This window comes from Pseudomonas sp. NY15354 (genome assembly GCF_048068075.1).
In the GTDB taxonomy this organism is placed as follows: domain Bacteria; phylum Pseudomonadota; class Gammaproteobacteria; order Pseudomonadales; family Pseudomonadaceae; genus Aquipseudomonas; species Aquipseudomonas guariconensis_C.
This window is the reverse complement of the sequence record NZ_JBLUPV010000032.1, coordinates 44,340-65,596: the sequence shown is the minus strand read 5'-3', so window position 1 is coordinate 65,596 and position 21,257 is coordinate 44,340. Positions and strand designations below refer to the sequence as shown.

Here is a 21,257-nt window from a genome sequence, read left to right as displayed (position 1 = left end):
TCCTGGTAGCGCTCCACCTGCGCCAGGGTGTTCCACCACAGATATTTGGACTTGTAGGTCGCATCGATGATGGTGTGCGGCAGGCCGTCGTCGCTGTTGAGGTATTCGGTCTTGTGGCCTAGCGGGTCGATCTCGGCGACTAGGTTGCCCTTGTCGTCATAGCGGGACTTCCACACGCTACCATCCGGGAAACGGGTTTCAGTCACCAGTGGCGTCGCGAAGTGGTGTCTGTAGCTGATCTTGCGGCCCAGCGGGTCGGTTTCCTCGACCAGACGGCCAAAATCATCGTATTTGAGCGCCAGCTGATTGCCGTCGAGCAAGGTGAAGCCGACGATGTTGCCGAAGCCATCGAAATCGATCGTGTAGCGTTCGCCCCCGAAATCTCGACCGGCGATGACGCGGTTGTCCTCGTTGTATTGGATCTCCAGTTCACGCCCCAGCACATCGGTCGCCCAACTGGTGCGTGCGGCGAAATCGTAGCGGAAATGGTAATGTTCGCCGTCGCTGGTCCAATGCTCAATCACGCGCGATTTTCCCAATCAACGCAACTTATGAGACTTCTTGGATTCTTTAGATCCGCACGGAGCAAGCCATCGCGTTGCTTATTGCAAATCGCTCAGCCACGCAGATTGAGCGGTCCGCTGCCGTAGTGGCTGATCTTGCAGCCAACCGGCAGACTCAATATTCAAGCTATAGCGAACGGCAGTCATAACTCAGCGCGTTACCACACATATCGACACATATAAATTAAGCAGAATTAATTAAAACGTGAAAAGTCTACAGGCAAGCGATTCCAGTCAAGCGTATTTACTTCTTGATCAGACAACAATTCATCAAATGCATCGCCGCCAAATTTTTCAATAAACACACGCTCCTCTTCATAAATAGCAATACACTGAAGCCAATTAACTTTAAGCGAAGAAAAATCAAGCTGCGGAAAATATGAATCATTCCACATAAAGGGGACTGTCAAATAAATATGAGGCATTTGGGGCGATTTGAAATAATCATTGAAAATACCAGCTATTACATCACCTGGCATTACCGCACGCTGCCGTTTTCTAATAAAAAAAGTGGCTGAGGCCAAAGCGTTTTCCCAAAAGATTTCTTCTGCCAGAGCGCCAGCACATAGCTCTATTCGGGTAGGAAACTCTTCACCATCTTCATCAAACAACGGGACCTCTGACAATCCTATCGTACCTATAGACTTCACACCCACATGCAATGAGTCCCGTGTAGTTAGAAGATCTATTGAAAGACTCTTGGAATCGTCATAATAAGCTTGAACTTTGAGTTCACCACCAAAAATCTTTAGGGTGTGCTTCGCCACTGCCTTACACTGCTCGCTTGGGATAGTCATTTAAGGGCCTAAATAGAGATCAGATTTAATTTCCCCTGCATGACTTCTATTTGACGAGGGGAGCTCCGGCCTATAATGACCGGCCTGATTAAATTCGTCAATAAACTCTTTTCTTGCAAGGCCTCTTTGTTCAGCACTCCTCACATGCTTCCAATGCTCGTAACCTGGTTTATGCCCCATATCCCATGGCTCATTTTTACTCATCACTGTGTTAGTTACAGGATCCCGAACGACACCTTCAGAATTTTTTGCATTATTCCAAACTTCCTCACGAACCCCCTTGTGAAACTTACCCCGTCGGTATTTAAAGCTAGACCATGCCGAGGGCTTATCGGATGCGGTTTTAGATCTAACCCCCACATTCCCCAAATTAGATCCAAAACCTTTGCTTGTAAAGACATGATTTCTTTCAAATCCAACCCCGCCCCTAGCTGCAATTCCTCCTCCGATAAGCGCACCTGCAAGAGTGGAAATTTTCTGACCATCAGAACCTTCCCCAAACAGCTCCCCTCCGCCCAAGTGAGCAGCTCTACCTCCCAGATAGGCTCCTGCCATACCTACCGCAACCACTAATGGCCCTGCGAGTACAAGCGCGCAGCCTATACCCACAATAAATATTGCATTCTCTAACCACTCGGGAACCTCCGGATTTATCGGGTCAGTTGTTGCCGTTCCACCTCCAATAAATACATTAGGCTCTGTCTGAAAAAAGGTGTCGTAGACACCGCATGACACAAGCCAGCGACACCATCGCGCTATAGCTTTTTGCGAGTTTGTCGAAACGAGTCACGACTCGGCGGTTCTCTTTCAGCCAACCGAACATGCGCTCGATCACATTACGCTGGCGGTACTTGGGACGATCAAACAGTCGGGATAGTCCAGGCTTGGGTTTACGCTTCATTGAACGCAACGGAATAACCGGTTGCATGCGATACCGGTCACAAAAACGTCGCAGCGCATCAGCGTCGTAGCCCTTGTCGGCCAAAAGCCAGCGGCAGCGCTTGCGAGGTCGCCCACGTTTGCTCGTCGGGATGCAGACATCGTCCAGCAATGGCTGCGCGTAGCTAATATCGCTGGCTTGACCGCCAGAAAGGAGAAAGCGCAGTGGTACGCCGTTGGCGTCGCAGAGCATATGAATCTTGGTGGTGAGGCCACCGCGACTGCGGCCTAGAGCGTGATCGGCGGGTTCATCATGGCCCCTTTTTACCTGCACCTGCTGAAGCGCGGGTAGCACGAACAGCAGTCGAATCGATCATCCAGGTCTGTAGGTCAATGAGCCCTTGATCATTGAGTTTGAGATGTAACCGCTTGAGCATCTGATCAAATTTTCCCCGATTTCGCCAAACTCGGAATCGGTGATACAGCGTCCGCCAAGGCCCAATACACTCGGGCATGTCACGCCAGGCAGCGCCTGAGCGCAACAACCACAGCACGCCATCGAGCATCAGGCGATCACTTGCTCGCGGTCTGCCTCTGGTGTGGGTTGGGGTGAAGAGATCCGCAACCACATCCCATGCTTCATCCGAAAATTCGTAGCGCTTAGCCATCACAGGATTCCTTTCCATAGATGGCTGAAAACCTTACAAAATCTCAGCGTTCGTGGCTCGGGAGTTGGGTTTCTCCGAATTTCAGACAGAACCTAGTAAGAAACAGACGGCCAGACTTTAATCTAGCCGCCACGAAAAATATTAATATTTTAAAGAGCCTCTCGGAGAAGACCGCACTTATTTTTATAGAACTTACGCAACCTGCACAAAAAAGCAACCGTCGACGTCCTCACCCCCGAACTTTTTACTAATCAACAGATAGCCTACACCGTCACTCATATACAATACATCCTGGAAAGGAGAGGGAAAGTCAGACGAGTAGACTTGACAAAGAAAGTTATAGTTCGCCGCTAGATCCCTAGGGATCAACGCGCCTGCTGGCGCAGTCAGGGACATTAACGAGGAGACTATCAACTCCCCCTCATCAATGGATACCTCTTCGAAGTCAGCTGTTTGAAGAGGGATTGAGGGTCTTGGAGACTTAATTGAGTCCACCCCCTCAGAATGGACAACATATGTATATGAAGCAGCCCCCCTCTGTAGCTGCAGTTCGTCAACGGTTATCGAATCAAGAAAATAATCGTCTTGATCATATGTAGAAAAAACATGTATAACCCCATCCTCTGGGAGATCTGTTCGACCCAGCCGCTGCTTTGCAGCCTTACAGTTAATGGAAAAAAGAAGCAAGAGATCCTGGCCGTCTGGATTTTTTGGCCAGTTTGTAATGTGCGCACTATCACCACCAAAGTAAAATGGTAGTTCATCACCTGAAGCAGAAACAATTTTCTGGACTTTCATAGCCATACCCCTTAGCAACTTCCAAGGCTGCGATAGAATTTTTTTGCTTGTCTCTTCAGAACCTTTACCCTGCTTGCTGGAACCCCAGCTTTTCGCAATGCTCCGGACGTAATATCTAGTTCACGCTTAAGGCTTGGAGCAAAGTCATTTTTTCCAAGGCCTTGACTTGCTCTAATTTGAGTCTCATGCCAATGCGCGCCGCCAACCCCACGTGTATCTTTTGCTGGCCCTCGAGTATGATGATCTAAATCGAGTGCGATGGATGGGTTACCGGAAAGGCGCGTAGCCTTCTCTGCCACCTCTTGCTGCACTAAGTATTCATGCCGCAACAGCTCATGCGCCTGAAGACTATCACCAACGTGCAATTCACCATTTAGACTTCCGTAAGTCCCCAACTCAAACAAATTAGCTAGGCCCTTAGGGTCTACCCAGCCAAGTGGATTGGGTGCATATCTGTAGAGATTTACCCCACCCTCCAACCCTATTGGGTCTTGAGATATAAATCGTCCATATTCCGGATCGTAATACCGAAACGTGTTGTAATGCAGAGTTGTTTCAGAGTCTAGATACTGCCCCTGAAATCGTAGATTCTGCTGTATTTCATTCACAGTTAGCTGTTCTATCTCGCCCCACGACCGATACGTCGCCTGCCAAACGATCTGCCCCTCGCTATCCGTCAGTTCCAGCGGCGACCCAATCTGGTCAGTATGGAAGTAGTAGACCTTCTGCCCTTCCCCTCCGCCTGATCAACGCGCGCGAGCGGCGCATAACTCCCCGGCTCGTACAGATACAGAATGCTCTGCCCGGGCGTCTCTTCCCGCAGCATCCGCAACCCCTGCCACAGGAACCGCTTCTGCTCCACCTCGCCCTTGCTTGGCAATCAACCGGCCAATCGCATCGCGCTCGAACAGCGTCTCGTGCTCCGGGCGCTCGTCTCGGTCGCCATAGCCAATCTCATGCAGCCGAGTGAGATGCCCGCCTTCGTTGTAGGTAAACCGACGCGTCAGGTTGTCTACCCGCACTTCTTCGCTCAGGCGATCCGAGGCACCGTAGGCAAAACGATAGGTCGCGTTGTTTTCGTTGACCAGTGCAGTCAGGCGCAGGGTCTTGTCGTACTCGTAGCGCACCCACTGCCCTTTGGCGTCCTGGCGGCTGCTCGGCAAGCCACGGGAGGTGCGCTGCAAACGCGTGGTCTGGCCCTTGCCGTCGGTGTGGGCGATCACCTGGCCGAGGGTGTTGTAGGTGAAGGTTTCCGAGGTACCGTCCGGGTGGATGATCTTCAGCACCTCACCGTCCGGCTTGTGCTCCAGCGTGGTGCTCTGGTTCAACGCATCGCTCACGGCGATCAGATGCTGACGCTCGTCGTAGCGATAGTAGGTGCTCTTGCCCGAGCAGTCCTCGAAGCGCTCGACCTGGGCGTAGGTGTTCCACCACAGATACTTGGACTTGAAGTTCGCGTCGATGATCGTGTGCGGCAGGCCATCTTCGCCGTTGAGGTATTCGGTCTTGTGGCCTACCGGGTCGATCTCGGCGACCAGGTTGCCCTTGTCGTCATAGCGGGACTTCCACACGCTGCCATCGGGGAAGCGCGTTTCAGTCACCAGCGGCGTCGCGAAGTGGTGCTTGTAGCTGATCTTGCGGCCCAGCGGGTCGGTTTCCTCGACCAGACTGCCAAAATCATCGTATTTGAGCGCCAGCTCGTTGCCGTCGGGCAAGGTGAAGCCGACGATGTTGCCGAAGCCATCGAAATCGATCATGTAGCGTTCGCCCCCGAAATCTCGACTGGCGATGACGCGGTTGTCCTCGTTGTATTGGATCTCCGGTTCACGGCCCAGTACATCGGTCGCCCAACTGGTACGTGCGGCGAAATCGTAGCGGAAATGGTAATGTTCTCCGTCGCTGGTCCAGTGTTCGACCACGCGCGGTTTACACTCCTGGGTTTGCCAGCGGTATTTGCAGATCAGATTTAGAAATCAACATAAGGGGGGCTACGCAGCCCCTCTTAAAATAGACATTTTTTAAAGATTTTTCTTGCAGCTCTATGCAAAAATCGAATACCAGTTAGACCAAACCGAACACCCAAAAAGCATCTAAAACCATAATCTCCAAACATAAAACTAAAGCTTAGCCAGTACCCTCTCTAGCTTGCTTACATCTTTAACATCTCCTCCCTTATCGACAAATGAGCGCCAGGCTGGAATAGCCTTTTTAAACAGCTCTAGACACTTTTCGGTAACGTCAGATTTCTTGACTACCAGATCCATTCTCAGCTGACCACTTTCATCGAAGGGGTTAATATTTATTATTTTATGCGATCACAGAAATCCCATTATCATAGCATAACGCTCGACGATCTGAGATTGATATGCATTACTTTTATTGCGAGCTAAAAGCATAGGAATACTGCACAGTGTAAAATCCAAATCACTCATGCTCTATACCTTTCTATCTTGCACGAATTACCGTTGAAATATCATCGACCTCAATCAACTTCCTTGTCCTAGGCTCACGCACAAATATGCCACCTGCCTCACGAATACGCATCTCTTTTTCCAATTGCGCAATTGTAGCGTTCACCCCGAAAGCCCGACTGGCGATGACGCGGTTGTCCTTGTTGTATTGGATCTCCAGTTCACGCCCCAGCACCTCGGTCGCCCAACTGGTACGTTGGGCAAAATCGTAGCGGAAATAGTAATACTCACCGTCGTTGCTCCAGTGCGCGACCGTGCACAGCTTACCGTCCCGGAATAGACATTTTTAAAGATTTTTTTACAAACTATCGAGAAAACATTTCCCTCTATAAAGGCCATGCAAAGACCATGAATTTCGGAAGCTTATTAAAACCGAAACACTTAGAAGGTGACACACTCCAAAATACGCACCACCCTACATTTTCCACCGACATCGTCTGAAAGGGAAAAAAGCCTATATAATCCCGACCCAAATCAGCAAAAGATTTATCACCAACTCATTTTGCGGACCATTGACATGAATAGCCAGCGGTGTACTTTAAAGCGGATGATCGCCTACTGAGGCGGAACAAAACCAAGGTTCGCTCGGCACTTCCCACCCCAACGGCGGCCTACTCAAGGTTTTATATTCGCTATTTCAGCATAAGGACCCAGGCCTCAGTCCAAATAAATAGTACCCGCCTCCCCTTTATCTTGCTGAATTAACTTTACAACCAACTCCCACTGCCCACCATCGCTCTGTTTTCGGCCAAAGAACACATATGTCACGACACCTGAATAGCTATCATCTTCTCCATTATCCACCTGAAACTGATGAACAAAATCCATTGGCCTACCTTCAATATATCGCCAGCCAGGCTCATCTATCCAAATCGGCATTGCGCCATAACACTTAAAGCTATTCGCCAAACTTTTAGTTATCCAAGCAACTACTTTTTTGGGCGCAGAAACAACCCAATCAACCTCTGGAACCTCTAGTCCCTGCGCCATATAGTCTTTAAACAGCGCTCGCACAAATTCTTCTGCCTCCTCGTGGCTAGTGTCGGCCTTGAATTTCTTCGAGGCTACAGTCATCACCAACGAACTGAATATAATGTACGCTTTTTCTTCGCTTACCAAGACCCAACCCCTTTTACTATTTCAATCAACTCATATCCAACCTTACGATAGCTATCAACATTGGCATGCTGCCAAGGATCCACTTCCATAAGATTAGAGATTTTGTGCACGTCAGCGCCTCCGACTCTTTGCGGCACATCAGCGTGATGCAACTCATATGAAGTATCTTTTATACTAACCTTTCCCGTCTTGTAACTTTTAACTTTAGCCGTTATCCTGGGGGCATTTCCAGATGCCATTCTGGCAAGGTTTCTTGGAGAATAAATAGATTTATCCTTGAGCAACTCCTCTTTAGCTTTGCCTTTCCAATAATTCTTCCGAGCGGTCCCCCAGCATTCCCACCCCCAAGGATCGACCCAGCCTGTCGGGTTCTCGCCGTAACGGTAAAGATTTAATCCGCCCTCTAGACCGATAGGATCTTGAGTAACATACCGTCCTCCCAAAGGATCATAGTACCGGAACGTGTTGTAATGCAGCCCAGACTCACCATCTAAATACTGGCCTTGGAATCGCAGACACTGCTCAACCTGGTTGACGACTAGCTGCTCAATGGAGCCCCACGACCGATAAGTCGCCTGCCAAACGATCTGCCCCTCGCTATCCGTCAGTTCCAACGGCGTCCCAATCTGGTCAGTATGGAAGTAGTAGACCTTCTGCCCTTCCCCCTCCGCCTGATCAACGCGCGCGAGCGGCGCATAACTCCCCGGCTCGTACAGATACAGAATGCTCTGCCCGGGCGTCTCTTCCCGCAGCATCCGCAACCCCTGCCACAGGAACCGCTTTTGTTCCACCTCGCTCTTGATGGTTGACTGTTTCGCCACCCGGCGGCCCAGGCTGTCGTAGCGATACTCGCCCGTACTCCCCAGCGTGCCGTTAACCAGCGTTTCCGCCCTGACCAACCGGTTCTCGCAGTCGTAGCTAAAGCTCTGCAGCTTGCTATGCCCCGAGCGCTTCTCGATCAAATTACCCCACGGGTCGTAACGGTACTCCTGATCCCGCCACTGCTTGATCCGGTTATCCTTGACCTTGTCGAACTGCCGCGCGTTGAAGTCCAGCCGGTTGGCCGCCGCGTCGTAACGAAATACTTCGCTCCCAATCAGCGAGCTGGTATCGCGGCTGCGTAACTGGCCGTTGGCTTCGTATTCGTACTTGATCTCGCCACGTAGCTTGTCGAGGGTGCGGACCAGTTCACCCGCCGGGTCGTACTGATAACGCCGATGAATCGGGTTGTAAGCGTGGTCCACCAGCAGCGACGTGTTAACGCCGCTGTTGTGCACCTGCGAGAGTTTTTCCGCTGGCAGCGTCGAGGCGAACTGCCAGGCTTTGCGCCCCATCGCGTCGTAGCCGAAGCAACTGGTGAGTTTGCCCTGGCTCCGATCCTAGACTTTGAACTTTGACTTCATAGCGAGCGTCAAAAGCCTTCCCGCCCTTAGGCAATTCCCTGACCAAGGCAAGCCAAGCTGCGGCCACGCATATTGCTGAGGTCATAAGAAGCGACTGGTTTAGGCAGACTCTCATAGACCTCAAGCAGAAAAGTATTAATTAACCGACATACAAATCCTCACCTTCCTCTGTTTGAACAACCATTTTGTAAACGACACTCCATGCGTCCCCTTCCTTCGGAACAGATGGCGTTTTCCCTCCAAAAACAAAAACAGTATCGCCAGACTTAAACCGATCAGCCAATCGACCCTCAATATTTGAAACTTTAAATTGATTTAGAAAAACCATAGGCACATCATCCAAGTACGCCCATCTAGGCTCCCCTACCCAAACTGGCGGGCTGGCCATACAAATAAACTTATCTTTAATCTTCTCCGCTATCCACTTTTTCCTATTCTTGGGGGAGCCTTCTTGCTCATAGGCATAGTAAAGGCTTTCCAGAAACTTGCTTGCTTGCTCATCATCTACCGAGGCAGAGATTTTTTCTGCCACTGCGATGGCGTCAGCACAAAAATAATTAAATTCAGTAATTGCCATAAATTCCTCTTTAAAAATCACCATTGTGCAATGGTTTTTGTGACACTTTGAAGCTCCCACCCCAAGTTTCTATAGGCATCCATAGAGGCATGCCCCCAAGGCGTAGCCTTTGTTAAATTCCAGCTCTCATTAGCGATACCTGAACCCATCCGCTGAGGAATATATTGATGATGAAGCTCCATTGGTGCATTTATCTCAGCTACTTGCCCTGCACGCCCTCGCGCTCTATTCCAAGCTGTGTCCTTATACTTGACTTTCACTCGCATCACTGGAGCTTTACCCGCCAACATTCTATTAATGTTTCGTTGAGAATACTTTCCTGCCACAGAGCTCTTTGCTTCATTCTTCCAGTAATTTTTCCTGGCCGTATTCCAGCAAAGCAAACCCCATGGATCGCTCCAGCTTACTGGGTTTGCTGCAAAAGTGTAGAGATTGAAACCACCCAGCAGACCTACGGGGTCTTGCGTGATGAATCGTCCGATTTTGGGGTCGTAATACCGCAGGGTGTTGAAGTGAAGCCCTGTTTCACCATCGAAATACTGACCTTGAAAGCGCAGGTTCTGCTCAATCTTATTGACAGATAATTGCTCAATTGAACCCCATGAACGATACGTTGCCTGCCAAACGATCGCTCCCTCACTATCCGTCAGCTCCAACGGCGCACCGATCTGGTCAGTATGGAAGTAGTAGACCTTCTGCCCTTCCCCCTCCGCCCGATCAACGCGCGCGAGCGGCGCATAACTCCCCGGCTCGTACAGATACAGAATGCTCTGCCCCGGCGCCTCCTCACGCAGCATCCGCAGCCCTTGCCACAGGAAGCGCTTCTGCTCGACCTCGCCGTTGATTTCCGACTGCTTCGCAACCCGGCGCCCCAAGCTGTCATAACGGTAGTGCCCGGTGCTCTCCAGCTTGCCATTGACCAACGTCTCCGCCCGCACCAGCCGGTTTTCGCAGTCATAAACAAAGTGCTGCAGCTTGCTGTGCCCCGAGCGCTTCTCGATCAAATTACCCCACGGGTCGTAACGGTACTCCTGATCCCGCCACTGCTTGATCCGGTTATCCTTGACCTTGTCGAACTGCCGCGCGTTGAAGTCCAGCCGGTTGGCCGCCGCGTCGTAACGAAATACTTCGCTCCCAATCAGCGAGCTGGTATCGCGGCTGCGTAACTGGCCGTTGGCTTCGTATTCGTACTTGATCTCGCCACGTAGCTTGTCGAGGGTGCGCACCAGTTCACCCGCCGGGTCGTACTGATAACGGCGATGAATCGGGTTATAGGCATGGTCCACCAGCAGCGACGTGTTAACGCCGCTGTTGTGCACCTGCGAGAGTTTTTCCGCTGGCAGCGTCGAGGCGAACTGCCAGGCTTTACGCCCCATCGCGTCGTAGCCGAAGCAACTGGTGAGTTTGCCCTGGCTCCGGTAGACCTCGCGGTGCAGGTCATCGCGCTCCATGTCGCTGATGACCTGGCCATCTAAGTTGATCTGGTGCAGGTGGCCGCTACCGTAGTACAGGTGGTTGACCTTGCGGCCGTCCGGCAGGGTCAGCGTGGTCAGGTTGCTGAGCGGGTCGTACTCGTAGCCGAGTATGCCCTCGGGGGTGATTTCTTTTGTGAGGCGGCCCAACAGGTCGTAGGCGTACTCGAGCTTTTCTTCGGTTACCCCAAGTTGTTTGCCGATACCGGTTGGGCTGCGCTGAATGCTCAGCAGCCGGTCGCCGTCGTCGTACGCAAAGGTCTGGTTCGCATCGCGGTTGATCTTGGCGATCAAGCGGCCGATGGCGTCACGTTCAAACAGCGTCTCGCGTTCCGGGCGCTCGCCTCGCTCGCCATAACCGATCTCATGCAGCCGAGTGAGATGGCCGCCTTCGTTGTAGGTAAAGCGCCGCGTCAGGTTATCCACCCGCACTTCTTCGCTCAGGCGATCCGAGGCATCGTAGGCAAAGCTGTAGGTGGCATTGTTCTCGTTGACCAACGCCGTCAGGCGAATAGCCTGGTCGTACTCGTAGCGAATCCGCTGGCCTTTGGCGTCCTGGCGGCTGCTCGGCAAGCCCCGGGCGGTGCGCAGCAGGCGGGTGCTCTGGCCTTTGCCGTCGGTGTGGCTGAGCACTTGGCCGAGGGCGTTGTAGGTGAACGTTTCCGAGGTGCCGTCCGGATGGTTGATGCGCAGCACTTCTCCGTCCGGCTTGCGCTCCAGCGTGGTTGTCTGGTTCAGCGCGTCGGTCATTGCAACCAGGTGCTGGCGTTCGTCGTAGCGGTAGTGGGTGCTCTTGCCCGAGCAGTCCTGGTAGCGCTCCACCTGCGCCAGGGTGTTCCACCACAGATATTTGGACTTGTAGGTCGCATCGATGATGGTGTGCGGCAGGCCGTCGTCGCTGTTGAGGTATTCGGTCAGTTGCCCCAGGGCGTCGGTTTCGGCGAGCAGGTTGCCCTTGTCGTCGTAGCGGGCTTGCCAGGTGCTGCCGTCCGGGTAGGTGACCTGGGTCACCAGCCTGGTCAGGTGGTGGTACTCGTAAGTGATCTTGCGCCCGAGCGGGTCGGTTTCTTCGAGCAGGCGGGCGAACTCGTCGTACTTGAAGGCGAGCTGGTTGCCGTCCGGCAGGCCCAGGCTAACCATGTTGCCGTGCTCGTCCAACTCAATGGCGTAGCGCTCGCCGCCGTAGTCGCGGCTGGCGATGACGCGGTAGTCTTCGTTGTAACGAATCTCCAGCTCACGGCCCAGCACATCGGTGGCCCAACTGGTGCGGGCCTCCAGGTCGTAACGGAAGTGGAAATGCTCGCCATCGCTGGTCCAGTGCTCGACCACGCGTGGCGTGCCGCCCAGGGTTTCCCAGCGGTAGTGGCAGCCCAGGCCCAGGGCGTTGCTGTGGCTGATCATCAGGCCTTCGGCATAGCTGAAGCGCCGCACCGAATCGCCGTTGCGGTTGATCACCTCGCTCAGCTGGCCATGGTCGTCATAGCGGTACTGGGTGAGCGTTTCGACCGCTTCGTTGTTCACCACGCGCTTGATGTCGGTCAGGCGGCCCAGCGGGTGGTCGTAATGCAGGTGCACGCGGGTGCCACCGGTGGCGCTGATGTCGGTCAGCGTGCCCTCGGGCGTGCGGGTGAAGTGCAGGAAATGGCCGAGGGCGTTCTCGATGCGTTGCAGTGGGGTTTCGCTGCTGTCGTCGGGTACTTCGCCGAAGTAGAAGAACAGGTTGTCGAGGGTTTGCAGCAGGTAATGGCCGCCCTCGGTGCACACCAGGTAGACCTGCTCGTGGGGGTTGTAGATCCGCTCGCCGGGCTGCAGGGCCACGAACGGGACCTCGCGCCCTTGGTTGTCGGTGAGGTAGATGAAGCTACCCTGGCGGCGCAGGCTCTGCTCCCAGGGCAACACCCAGCCGCGGCCGAGCACGCTATCGACGTTCAGGTCACTGGCGTAGAAGCGCGACCACTCGATGGGCATCAGGCCCGGGAGGCTGAAATCGACCTCGTCCGGGATGACCTTGCGGCCGGTGGTCAGGTCAACCGGGTTACCGACCAGGCCGCCTACGGCGCGTTCGATGGCCGGCCCGACCACATAACGGCTGGCCACCTCGCCGGCGACGAAGCCCGCGGTGAACTTCGCCACGCACGGCATGATGGCTTTCATGCCGGCCTGGGTACCGGCCTTGATCAGTTGGGCGATACCGCCCGCCGCGCCGGCAATGGCCATCAGCACATCGACCGTGGTGCGCAACCAGCCCGGGATTTCATCGTCCACGGGCAGGTAAGCGTAGGTGCCGCCGCCGATGATGACGTTGTCCGAGCCGCTGGTGATCTTGCCCCCGCAGGTCAGCTTGTCGCCTTTACGCGTCGCCGCCAAGCTGTTGATGAAGACGTTGGTCGAGCCTTCTGCGATCTGTACAGGCCCGGGGTGCTTGTCGCACTCGGCCACGCTCTTCTCCACCCGCGCCGCCTTGCGGCTGTTGATGAAGACATTGGGTGATGCGGTTCGTATCTTCCCTGAGGGGGAGGAAAACATGCTTCCTATGGCCTCCCCTGCCGCGGTCAGCAGACTCCCGCCAATGCCTGCCGCCAGGCCTGCCAACAACGCCACACCGAACCCGCAGGTGAACGTGGCGATCGCCACCGTGGCCACCAGCGCAATCCCCAGGGCGGCGCCAATCAGAAAGCCCCCCAATGCGCTGGTGTGCGATATCTCGTCCTCGAACCTGGCCGCTTCGAACATGAGCGGTTACTCCTGTTCGCTGGGCTCGGAAGATGCTGTACCGCTGGTGCGGGGCTGGAAACTCGCCAGCAGGCTTTCCCAGTCCTGATTCTGCTGGGGGCTGAAGTCGGCCTGGGCGGTCGTGGAGAAAATAAGCGCGCGCTCAGGTGTCATCAGGAACGCTGCCTGGCGCTGATAGAACGGGCGGCCTTCATTCATGTAGTAGGCATCGATCTGGATGCCTTCGATGGGCGCGGTGGCCGACAAGGTCGCCGCCTTCTTGCCCAACAACGAGTAACCCCGCAATTTGGACGAAAGCATCTTCACCTGCCGCTCTACATAGGCCTTCAACGCCTCGCCGGGCAACAGGTTGTCTCTGGAAACAGTGATGCTCAAGGGCGCCGGGATGCTGGCCCCCAATACGAACATGTTGACGGTGCGATCTTGAAAACCTTGTGGCAGCGCGATGCCACCTTCCTGCAACTGATAGTCCATGCGGTGAAAATTCCTGATTTCAAAAAGGGGTCGGCCATCAATGGCCGATGAGGCCCGCGAGCATGGTGTCGAACTCCGCCAGCCAAAGGCTCAGGCTCGGTTTGGCGGGGTCGATCACACATGAAATATCCAGCCACTGCACCTCGTCACAGCCCTCGACCGGTACCAGTGCGCCGATCAGTCGCCCGTGCCGCTGCTCGTGGCCCACCGTAAAGTGAAAATCCAAAACCTTCGCAGCATTGCCGGCAAGGCTGCTATCGCGTTGGCGGATCACCCGCAACTGCGGGCTCGTCTCTCGCAAGGCGCGAATCGAAGCGTCGAACAGTTGCTCGAGCGACTGCTTTGCACGCACATCACGGCGACGGATTCTCAGGGAAACGGGCTCGCCTTCATGCTCGATGACGGTCTGGATATCGCGAAAACGAAAACCGTCCGGAAACACCAGGTCGAAACCACCAAACGTGAAGCGGCTGGTGGTCTCCTGCAAGGCGGCAGGCTCGGGTTCGGGCTGTGGTTCAGGCTCGCTGGCTGCCGCGGCCAGTTTTGCGAGGCGGGCGGCTTCCTCCTGCGCTTCACGCTTGGCGGAAATACGGTCGTAGATCGACGTCCTGGTCATCGAAAACACCTCAATCGTTGATCCGCACGGGTGCGCCTGTGATCTGCGTGGTGTCGGTACTGGTCGTGGTGATGACCTTGCCCTTGATCTCGATGCCCTCGGGGGTGAGCGTAATGCTGCTGTCGCCTACCTGCAGGATGATGTGCTGCTTGGCGCTGACCTGGATGAACTGGTTGTCGACCTGGATCGTCAACGAACCTTCCTGCACGTTCATGACGGTGTCTTTCTTGATCGTCTCGGTATGCGCGCCCCCCACCGTGATCGTCCGGTTGTTCCCCACATCGTGGGTCTCATCCAACTCGATCTCGGTATCCATGTTGCGCTCGGCGTGCATGATGACCTGCTCGGCACCGGCTTTGTCTTCGAAGCGGAAGAAATTCGCCGTGCCGCCATCGCCTTTCATCGAGCGCGTCAGGAACCCACTCTGGGTCTTGTTCGCCGGCAGCGACCATGGCGGGGTATTGGTGCTGTTGTACAGGCTGCCCATGATCAGCGGGCGGTCGGGGTTGCCGTCGAGGAACACCACCACCACTTCGTCGCCGACGCGTGGAATCTGGATGCTGCCGAAGCCGCCGCTGGCGCCGGATTGCGCGCTACGGACCCAGCACGAGCTCTGGTCATTGAACTCGCCGTTGCGGTCCCAATGGAACTGCAGCTTCACTCGCCCCAATTCATCGGTGTAGATCTCCTCGCCTGGCGGGCCGACGACAATTGCCGTCTGTGGCCCGCTGATGACCCCGCGCGGCGTGGTCAGGCTAGGCCGGAAGGGGATCTTGCGACGAATGCAGTTGAAGCTGTTTTGATAACCCGCCTCAGCACCGTTGGTGTAGTTGTTTCGGCCCCAGTGGTTGACCGACAGGAGCAGGAACTGCCGGTCTTCAGGCGTGTCGTTGTCGTGATCGTAGTGCTGGGACAGCTCGAAGTAATGCCCAGGCTCCATCGCGCGGCAGTTGCTCTGGCCACTGAACGTCTTGCCCTGAACCTCCATGGCTTCGAGACGATGACGCGCCTTGCGCATCCCTTCATCAGCGTCGGCATATCCATACAGCCCCTCGTACTCAAACACCTCGAGCTCGCCCACTTCACCTTGTTGGTTGACCGAGTTGAGCTGCACCAAGTGGGGGTTGCCGGGTTGCTTGTAGTCGAACGACTTCAGGCTCAACCGTGTGGGCTGGAAGCGGCGGCTGGACGACCAGGCGGTGATCGAGTCCGCGGTCTCGGTAACCGACGCACTGTGGTAACGGATCACCGGCTGGCGCTCGAGCTGCGGGAGCACGCTGCTGTCATCGCTGATGATCATGCGATGACCTTCCTGGCTGTGCTGGAAGGTGAAGAACAGCCCTTCCTGCTCCAGCAGGCGCAACACGAAGTTCAGGTCCGATTCCTGGTATTGCGTGCAATAGCTGATCGGCTTGAGCGGCTGGCTTAGGCGGAACTCATGGTCCGCCAGCGTGAGGTAGTAGGCGAAGACTTCCTTGACGATCTGCTCGGTGGTCTTGTCCTGAAAGATGCGCGAGTCGCGACGGCGGCTGAGGATCCAGATCCAAGGCACGAGTTCGGCGGTGTAGTTGGCGATGCCGCCATCGGCACCTGTGTGGATAAAGTCAGATACGTGCGCGCTGATGTACTTGGTGCTGCCATCGGCCAGCGCGATCCCCATCGTGACCTTCTTGCCGATGAGCTTCTTGAGCTCGATGCGTGCGTCCTGGGAGATGAGCTCTACCTGGAAACTGAACAGCTCAGATATTGCCTCTCGGCCAGCGAAGCTGAGCAATTGCAGCTCTTGTTCGGGGGGCAAGGGTGAGTCGAAGGTAATCAGCCGTTGATGCTGGATTAGTATCGACTCGAGGGCGTCCGTAATCATTCAATGCATCCTGCACCAAGCTGGAAATCTTTCAATGAAAACGTCCCAGCGTCGGGCTGTCAAATGATGGCAGTACGCCACACGCCTAATGGAGCGGTTATAGTCATTGCCGCAAAATAGTGTCGCGGTATTCTTCGGGCACGCATGCTCGGGAGAGTGATGGCAATAGGCCTTTTTGACTTTTCGACTTCCCAAAGGCACCTTACCGACTCGGAAGACATGCCGAACAAGGCAGACTACACAGGGAGTGGACGATGAGTTTGAATAGTTCTCAGCTTGCTCAGATCGATAAGCAAATCGATGAAAATCAAACTGAATTGGTCATCTTGAGCCTTGAGGACGCACGGCGTCTGACCGCCACCGGCGAGATGCAACAGAGCGCTTGCCAACCTCCCAAAATGTGCACCCGCTCACAAACTTCGATGCTCGATGGCATGTGGGGGAGTACAGTCCAGTCCGTGTACAACAGCACGGCACACCCCTTCGTCAATACCAGTTGGGGGGTACCTACGCTGTTGGGCGCGAACGATACCTACCAACTTACCATGCTGCTTCGGAACATTGGCGGTTTTGGCACGCGCATTCGATATAGCACCTACAGAGGCCGACAGTATGTCATTTTGACGGGATACCCTGGACTTCGAAGAATACTTAACGGTACTCGATATGGCATCCGTAATGCGCAGCTTGTTGAAGTAGGGATTGGTCAATACGGAATAAGAGGGTCATCCCTCGCCGGCCTTCGGTTGTCCTGCTATGTCGCGGTTGCCATCGAAGTACTCGAATGGTTTTTTACCGACGAAGCCACGGTTGCCGACCTCTTGGGTGGTGTCTTCGTTGAACTTGTGAAAGCGGGTATCGGAACGGCAATTGGTTATGCCGCCGCCATGCTCGTGGCGGGAGTCACGGCCAGCGCCGCAGCACCGTTGGTTGCGGGTGCTGCGGTCATTTTTGCGGTGGGCATTGCCTTGAACGTGATCGACAGCGACCTTGAATTAAAAACAACGGTCAAAGCGAGCTTGAATTATGCCGTCGATAACATTCAGCGGATGACGGATAAAATCCGATCCATCGATAAACGCGCCATCGAGCGTTACAAGAATGACGTCATCAACAGCCTCACCGACGCCATTATCGAGACAGCTTACGACGAAGCCAAATCATGGCTGTTGAAAAAAGTGCCCTCCCAGGTGCTTCCACGCGGCACGGACTTCAGCTGGCCTAAAGCCCCCAGCCTGCCTCGCCTCCCAAGCTTCAATCTCCCCAAGTTTTGAGCGCACTATGATGACTTCCACCCCCCCTGCCCTAACCGCTCTCTCGTTCCGACTGCGCGCTGGCTTGACGTTTCTTATTTGCGCTGGCGTGGGCATTTTCGCCGTTTACTGGTTGATCGCTCATGTGCTGCCCATTTATGGGCAGCTGTGGCGCCGGGCCTCGGCCATCGAAGTGCCTTACCTGGCATTTGGCCTACTGATGGCGCCGCCCATCATGCTCAGTTGTTCGCTCGCCGCCGCCTACGCGTTCTGGACGGGGAAAAAATTCAACCCACCCAAGAAGTCCGGCCTCGCCAGGTTCGAGACGAGCATGATAAAGACCTCGGTTTATGTGCTGGTCCTGCTTGCCCCTTTGATCGCCGTCATTACCACTGTCGCACTCAATACCTTGAACTACACAAGTTGCCCTCAACTTAGAAAGTCGGGCTCGGCTTGGCAAACCTATTGGGTCATTCATCCAGGGTTCTGCTTCAAGCCAGACAGCTACACGGAAAACGACTGGCCCTGTAAGCAGGTTGATGGCAAAACACTTTGTATCAACATGGACGAGTGAAAGTTGCAATCTGCATGGGCACGATCTCCAGTTGCTCACTGGTTTCCTCGCCCATGACATGTTTTATGCCCATCGGTTTGGTCTGGCAGACTTTCGGGGTGTAGGTTCCCAGCGCTTAGCCGTGAGGCAGTACATACCGAATATCAGGGAGCGTCGCCATGAGCGTGAGTGAGAACCAACTCAGCCAACTGGACCGGGAGATGGACCAGAATCACCGGGAAATGGTGATCATGTCGATGCAGATGTCACCGGGGCTTTCGACACCGACATACAGCGAATCGTATTCACGAAACATTGAATAAAAAAGACTGCCAACTGCCGCGCTCAAGCCAGCCATGGGCTGTGCGGAGGTGCCTCATCCAACACCTCAACACGTGGCCCCACAATTTTTAGAACACGACGGTCACTCGACCAGTGGCACGCAATAGCATAAGCAAAGCCAACGACAACAAATGGCACACAACTCAGCGCGAAAACGACAGGGGCTCCAGCTTTGAAAGCTTATAGCTGACAGCCAGACTCAAGACAAACGCCAACATGGGCGCCAAAAATATATTGATGAACAACTGAAACCTAGCGAGCGGTTACCGTATAACCGGCTCACCCTCATGCTCTATGGCGGCCAAAATGTCGAAAACGAAATCGACCGGAAATTGCTAGTCGAGAAATAGTGTTCGAATCGTCACCTGATCTGAAAATTTCGCGAAAAGCCGCATACACTATATGCGTTCCCATCCTCTCACACAAAAACTAAAAAATCATGCCTGATAATACTCGTTAGAGTCGGAGCTCTCCAAAAAAATTGACATCCAAGAGTCCATCACACTCCACAAATCGATTCCTTCTGTCGGACTTTCTGGCTTTTCATGCCACCAGATAAAAGCCTCGCCTTTGAATGAGCCATCACCCAAAGCCAAATAATCACCAGCCCCGCTGGAAAACATCCCTAGCATATCAGGAAGTGCTGGATAATCTTCATCGCACAAATCCTTGATTGGAACAAAATCTTCCAACCTCGACGGACCCATAGTACAACCAATATAAAACCCAAACCCATTATGCAATATTGAATAAAACTGCCTGAGGTTCGCAGGAATGCTGGGATAACCGTCGAGGCCCGCCCCTTCAACACCTAGTGGAGCCCCCCCCATATAGAAATATAAATCGCCACCCTCGCCATATACATACATGAGATATGGCCTATCACTCACAGCCAAAACAGTTCCTAACACACACTTGTCGAGCCACGCGCTCACCCAAGGCAAAAGCTCAGAAAAATCAGCCCACTCCGCAGGAATATGTTTTTTTTCACTATCTAGAAAACCAAACCCACGCCACTGCTCGGGAAAGTCGACCTCAAGAGGGATATCGTCAGGTGAAAAATATACATCATAACCTTTTAGCTCGCTTACGATACGCAGCTTTAAAGACTCAGACCAATTCATTTTCATACCACCTCAATACCCCGAGAGCAAACCATTCATATACTGCTGTAATTCCGGGTCCAATTTAGAGGCCTTATCCATCATGACAGAACGAAACGCTGGATCAACAGGAATATTCCCCTTCCTGTACAGCTCCCATTCGGCGAAAGATTTTGCTCCTTTTGAGGTATTTGCCACCTCACTCAATCCTTGGAAGTTTGGCTCGTAGTTTAACACCTTTACTTGATCTTCGAAAGTTAACCGAGAAAAACCTTCCATTTCTGTAATTTTCTTCATGGGAACAACGTGATCCGCATGTAGAGACTTCGTAACCTCAAGCCCAGGGAGCGCGGGGTCTTTCATGGGAAGAGCAACATCTTGATTTACAGCTTTTCGAATTGCAGCACTGGGAGTCTTACTCCTTAGCTCACCATATAGTTCTGGGGAAACCTTATCAGACTTCTGGGGGAGAACCGGTTTTTTTACAAGTTTCACGTTACCAAGATTAGAGCCAAACCCCTGAGACTTAAACTCATATCGTGCATCGAAAGCTTTCCCACCTTTGGCACCAATACTGCCCCCAAGCAGAGCGCCACCGAATGCCATCAGTTTCTGTCCGTCCGAACCTTCACCAAATAGCTCGCCGCCTACCCAATGTCCAGCCATTCCGCCCGCAATACCACCAGCCAACCCCGCCACCACCAACACTGGACTTGCCAGTACAAAAGCACTAGCCAGCCCCAACGCCATGACAGCACGTTCAAGCCAAACAGGGACTTCCGGGTCAATTGCATCGGTCGTCGATGTTCCCCCACCTATATACACAAACTGATAACACCGGAGACGCCATGAGGCCCATACCCCTCACCTATGTGCAGAAGGCTATCGACCTCGCAGAACAGCGGAACAAGGCCGGCCCTCACAATCCGCCCTATGCCATGCTACTTAGCCAGCTCGACTATATAAAAGCTGTATGCGAAGGACACGAGCAGGACACATCGAAACTCCACCAACTCAACAGAGGTGCCATTGCATCGAAAGATGCTCGAGGAAAACGCCCCCTAGCTGGCCAGGGCCTTGAAGGGCGCTTATTACGTGGCCATCCAATTGGCCCGCGGCCTGAAAGTCCAGCTCCCGAATTAATTAACCAGGCAAGCCCCTGCTCCACCCAGTAGGAAAATCGTAACCTCCAACATCCCCGTCCTGACCTCCCTTTCGTTCCGACTGCACACCGGCTTGACGTTACCGACCAGCGCTGTCGCCGGCACATTTTCCGTCTATTACGTGGCAGGCCTTATCGGCTGGGCTTTATCGCGAAGAGCCTTCCGAGCAAAGACGCTGCGCGCTTTTCCCGTATCCCCTCGATATCCATGAACGTATAGCGACATCCTTCGCTTGCTTCCTGCCGCCTCAGCGCCCGCAGCGAGGCAATACTATGGCGACTGTAAAAAACCATATAGATCGATATCGAAATAGCAAAAATAATCACACCGACATACAGCGAATCGTATTCACGAAACATTGAATAAAAAAACCTGCCGCAAAAATTTACGGAGTACCACTTACGGCTGC

The 21,257-nt window shown here is 53.8% G+C and carries 15 protein-coding genes and 3 pseudogenes; 3 read left to right on the top strand and 15 right to left on the bottom strand.

Annotated features, from left to right (window positions below; translation table 11 throughout):
• The 13 genes and pseudogenes from ACNFCH_RS22325 to tssI form a co-directional block, all read right to left on the bottom strand.
• A pseudogene (locus ACNFCH_RS22325) lies at positions 1-533 on the bottom strand (type IV secretion protein Rhs); the annotation flags it as partial.
• Positions 534-757: 224 nt separating this feature from the next.
• Positions 758-1,360 carry a suppressor of fused domain protein gene (locus ACNFCH_RS22320; protein WP_416743868.1) on the bottom strand — a complete coding sequence of 201 codons (603 nt, stop codon included), beginning with the start codon at positions 1,358-1,360 and terminating at the stop codon, positions 758-760.
• Positions 1,361-2,095 carry an HNH/ENDO VII family nuclease gene (locus ACNFCH_RS22315; RefSeq protein ID WP_416743866.1) on the bottom strand — a complete coding sequence of 245 codons (735 nt, stop codon included), beginning with the start codon at positions 2,093-2,095 and terminating at the stop codon, positions 1,361-1,363. It abuts the gene before it with no gap.
• Positions 2,052-2,907, bottom strand: a protein-coding gene (locus tag ACNFCH_RS22310) for an IS5 family transposase (protein WP_416743864.1) whose coding sequence is annotated in 2 segments (ribosomal slippage) — positions 2,052-2,559 and positions 2,558-2,907 — 858 coding nt in all. Because the reading frame shifts where the segments join, the coding sequence is not laid out codon by codon here. Before ACNFCH_RS22310 ends, ACNFCH_RS22315 begins: the two co-directional genes overlap by 44 nt.
• 192 nt (positions 2,908-3,099) lie before the next feature.
• A complete protein-coding gene (locus ACNFCH_RS22305) occupies positions 3,100-3,705 on the bottom strand; it encodes a DUF1963 domain-containing protein (protein WP_416743862.1) in 606 nt (201 codons plus the stop codon).
• A gap of 407 nt (positions 3,706-4,112) precedes the next feature.
• Positions 4,113-5,675: pseudogene (locus tag ACNFCH_RS22300) on the bottom strand (RHS repeat domain-containing protein); the annotation flags it as partial.
• Positions 5,676-6,833: 1,158 nt separating this feature from the next.
• A complete protein-coding gene (locus ACNFCH_RS22295) occupies positions 6,834-7,295 on the bottom strand; it encodes a hypothetical protein (RefSeq protein ID WP_416743860.1) in 462 nt (153 codons plus the stop codon).
• Positions 7,289-8,671 (bottom strand): annotated as a pseudogene (locus ACNFCH_RS22290) (RHS repeat domain-containing protein); the annotation flags it as partial. The pseudogene ACNFCH_RS22290 and the gene ACNFCH_RS22295, both read right to left, overlap by 7 nt.
• A 166-nt stretch (positions 8,672-8,837) precedes the next feature.
• Complete coding sequence (locus ACNFCH_RS22285; protein ID WP_070093149.1) at positions 8,838-9,275, bottom strand: hypothetical protein; 438 nt, start codon at positions 9,273-9,275, stop codon at positions 8,838-8,840.
• A gap of 17 nt (positions 9,276-9,292) precedes the next feature.
• Entirely contained in the window at positions 9,293-13,480 is a 4,188-nt protein-coding gene (locus tag ACNFCH_RS22280; RefSeq protein ID WP_416743858.1) for an RHS repeat-associated core domain-containing protein, read from the bottom strand.
• Positions 13,481-13,486: 6 nt separating this feature from the next.
• Positions 13,487-13,954, bottom strand: coding sequence for a DUF1795 domain-containing protein (locus ACNFCH_RS22275; protein WP_337158709.1), 468 nt, complete (start codon positions 13,952-13,954; stop codon positions 13,487-13,489).
• Between the two features lie 37 nt (positions 13,955-13,991).
• Complete coding sequence (locus ACNFCH_RS22270) at positions 13,992-14,570, bottom strand: hypothetical protein (RefSeq protein WP_337158714.1); 579 nt, start codon at positions 14,568-14,570, stop codon at positions 13,992-13,994.
• Positions 14,571-14,580: 10 nt separating this feature from the next.
• Complete coding sequence (tssI, locus tag ACNFCH_RS22265) at positions 14,581-16,434, bottom strand: type VI secretion system tip protein TssI/VgrG (RefSeq protein ID WP_337158708.1); 1,854 nt, start codon at positions 16,432-16,434, stop codon at positions 14,581-14,583.
• 254 nt (positions 16,435-16,688) lie between these two features.
• Here tssI and ACNFCH_RS22260 point away from each other — a divergent pair, with 254 nt between their 5' ends.
• Both ACNFCH_RS22260 and ACNFCH_RS22255 read left to right on the top strand, forming a co-directional pair.
• Positions 16,689-17,708, top strand: coding sequence for a hypothetical protein (locus ACNFCH_RS22260; protein WP_323113756.1), 1,020 nt, complete (start codon positions 16,689-16,691; stop codon positions 17,706-17,708).
• A gap of 7 nt (positions 17,709-17,715) precedes the next feature.
• Complete coding sequence (locus ACNFCH_RS22255) at positions 17,716-18,261, top strand: hypothetical protein (protein ID WP_170831739.1); 546 nt, start codon at positions 17,716-17,718, stop codon at positions 18,259-18,261.
• Between the two features lie 758 nt (positions 18,262-19,019).
• Here the strand turns inward: ACNFCH_RS22255 and ACNFCH_RS22250 are convergent.
• Both ACNFCH_RS22250 and ACNFCH_RS22245 read right to left on the bottom strand, forming a co-directional pair.
• Entirely contained in the window at positions 19,020-19,712 is a 693-nt protein-coding gene (locus ACNFCH_RS22250; RefSeq protein ID WP_081337402.1) for a hypothetical protein, read from the bottom strand.
• A gap of 6 nt (positions 19,713-19,718) precedes the next feature.
• Positions 19,719-20,435, bottom strand: coding sequence for a hypothetical protein (locus tag ACNFCH_RS22245; protein ID WP_070091468.1), 717 nt, complete (start codon positions 20,433-20,435; stop codon positions 19,719-19,721).
• A 53-nt stretch (positions 20,436-20,488) separates the two neighbouring features.
• On the opposite strand from ACNFCH_RS22245, the gene ACNFCH_RS22240 reads away from it, so the two are divergent.
• Positions 20,489-20,860, top strand: coding sequence for an immunity protein Tsi6 family protein (locus ACNFCH_RS22240; RefSeq protein ID WP_416743853.1), 372 nt, complete (start codon positions 20,489-20,491; stop codon positions 20,858-20,860).
• Positions 20,861-21,257 lie beyond the last annotated feature (397 nt).

What these genes read in the sequence shown, in the direction of transcription:
- ACNFCH_RS22245 (WP_070091468.1), bottom strand. Translation starts at nt 20,435, where the DNA reads ATGGCGTTGGGGCTGGCTAGTGCTTTTGTACTGGCAAGTCCAGTGTTG.
- ACNFCH_RS22270 (WP_337158714.1), bottom strand. Translation starts at nt 14,570, where the DNA reads ATGACCAGGACGTCGATCTACGACCGTATTTCCGCCAAGCGTGAAGCG.
- ACNFCH_RS22285 (WP_070093149.1), bottom strand. Translation starts at nt 9,275, where the DNA reads ATGGCAATTACTGAATTTAATTATTTTTGTGCTGACGCCATCGCAGTG.
- ACNFCH_RS22305 (WP_416743862.1), bottom strand. Translation starts at nt 3,705, where the DNA reads ATGAAAGTCCAGAAAATTGTTTCTGCTTCAGGTGATGAACTACCATTT.
- ACNFCH_RS22275 (WP_337158709.1), bottom strand. Translation starts at nt 13,954, where the DNA reads ATGGACTATCAGTTGCAGGAAGGTGGCATCGCGCTGCCACAAGGTTTT.
- ACNFCH_RS22250 (WP_081337402.1), bottom strand. Translation starts at nt 19,712, where the DNA reads ATGAAAATGAATTGGTCTGAGTCTTTAAAGCTGCGTATCGTAAGCGAG.
- ACNFCH_RS22280 (WP_416743858.1), bottom strand. Translation starts at nt 13,480, where the DNA reads ATGTTCGAAGCGGCCAGGTTCGAGGACGAGATATCGCACACCAGCGCA.
- tssI (WP_337158708.1), bottom strand. Translation starts at nt 16,434, where the DNA reads ATGATTACGGACGCCCTCGAGTCGATACTAATCCAGCATCAACGGCTG.
- ACNFCH_RS22240 (WP_416743853.1), top strand. Translation starts at nt 20,489, where the DNA reads ATGTTCCCCCACCTATATACACAAACTGATAACACCGGAGACGCCATG.
- ACNFCH_RS22320 (WP_416743868.1), bottom strand. Translation starts at nt 1,360, where the DNA reads ATGACTATCCCAAGCGAGCAGTGTAAGGCAGTGGCGAAGCACACCCTA.
- ACNFCH_RS22260 (WP_323113756.1), top strand. Translation starts at nt 16,689, where the DNA reads ATGAGTTTGAATAGTTCTCAGCTTGCTCAGATCGATAAGCAAATCGAT.
- ACNFCH_RS22255 (WP_170831739.1), top strand. Translation starts at nt 17,716, where the DNA reads ATGATGACTTCCACCCCCCCTGCCCTAACCGCTCTCTCGTTCCGACTG.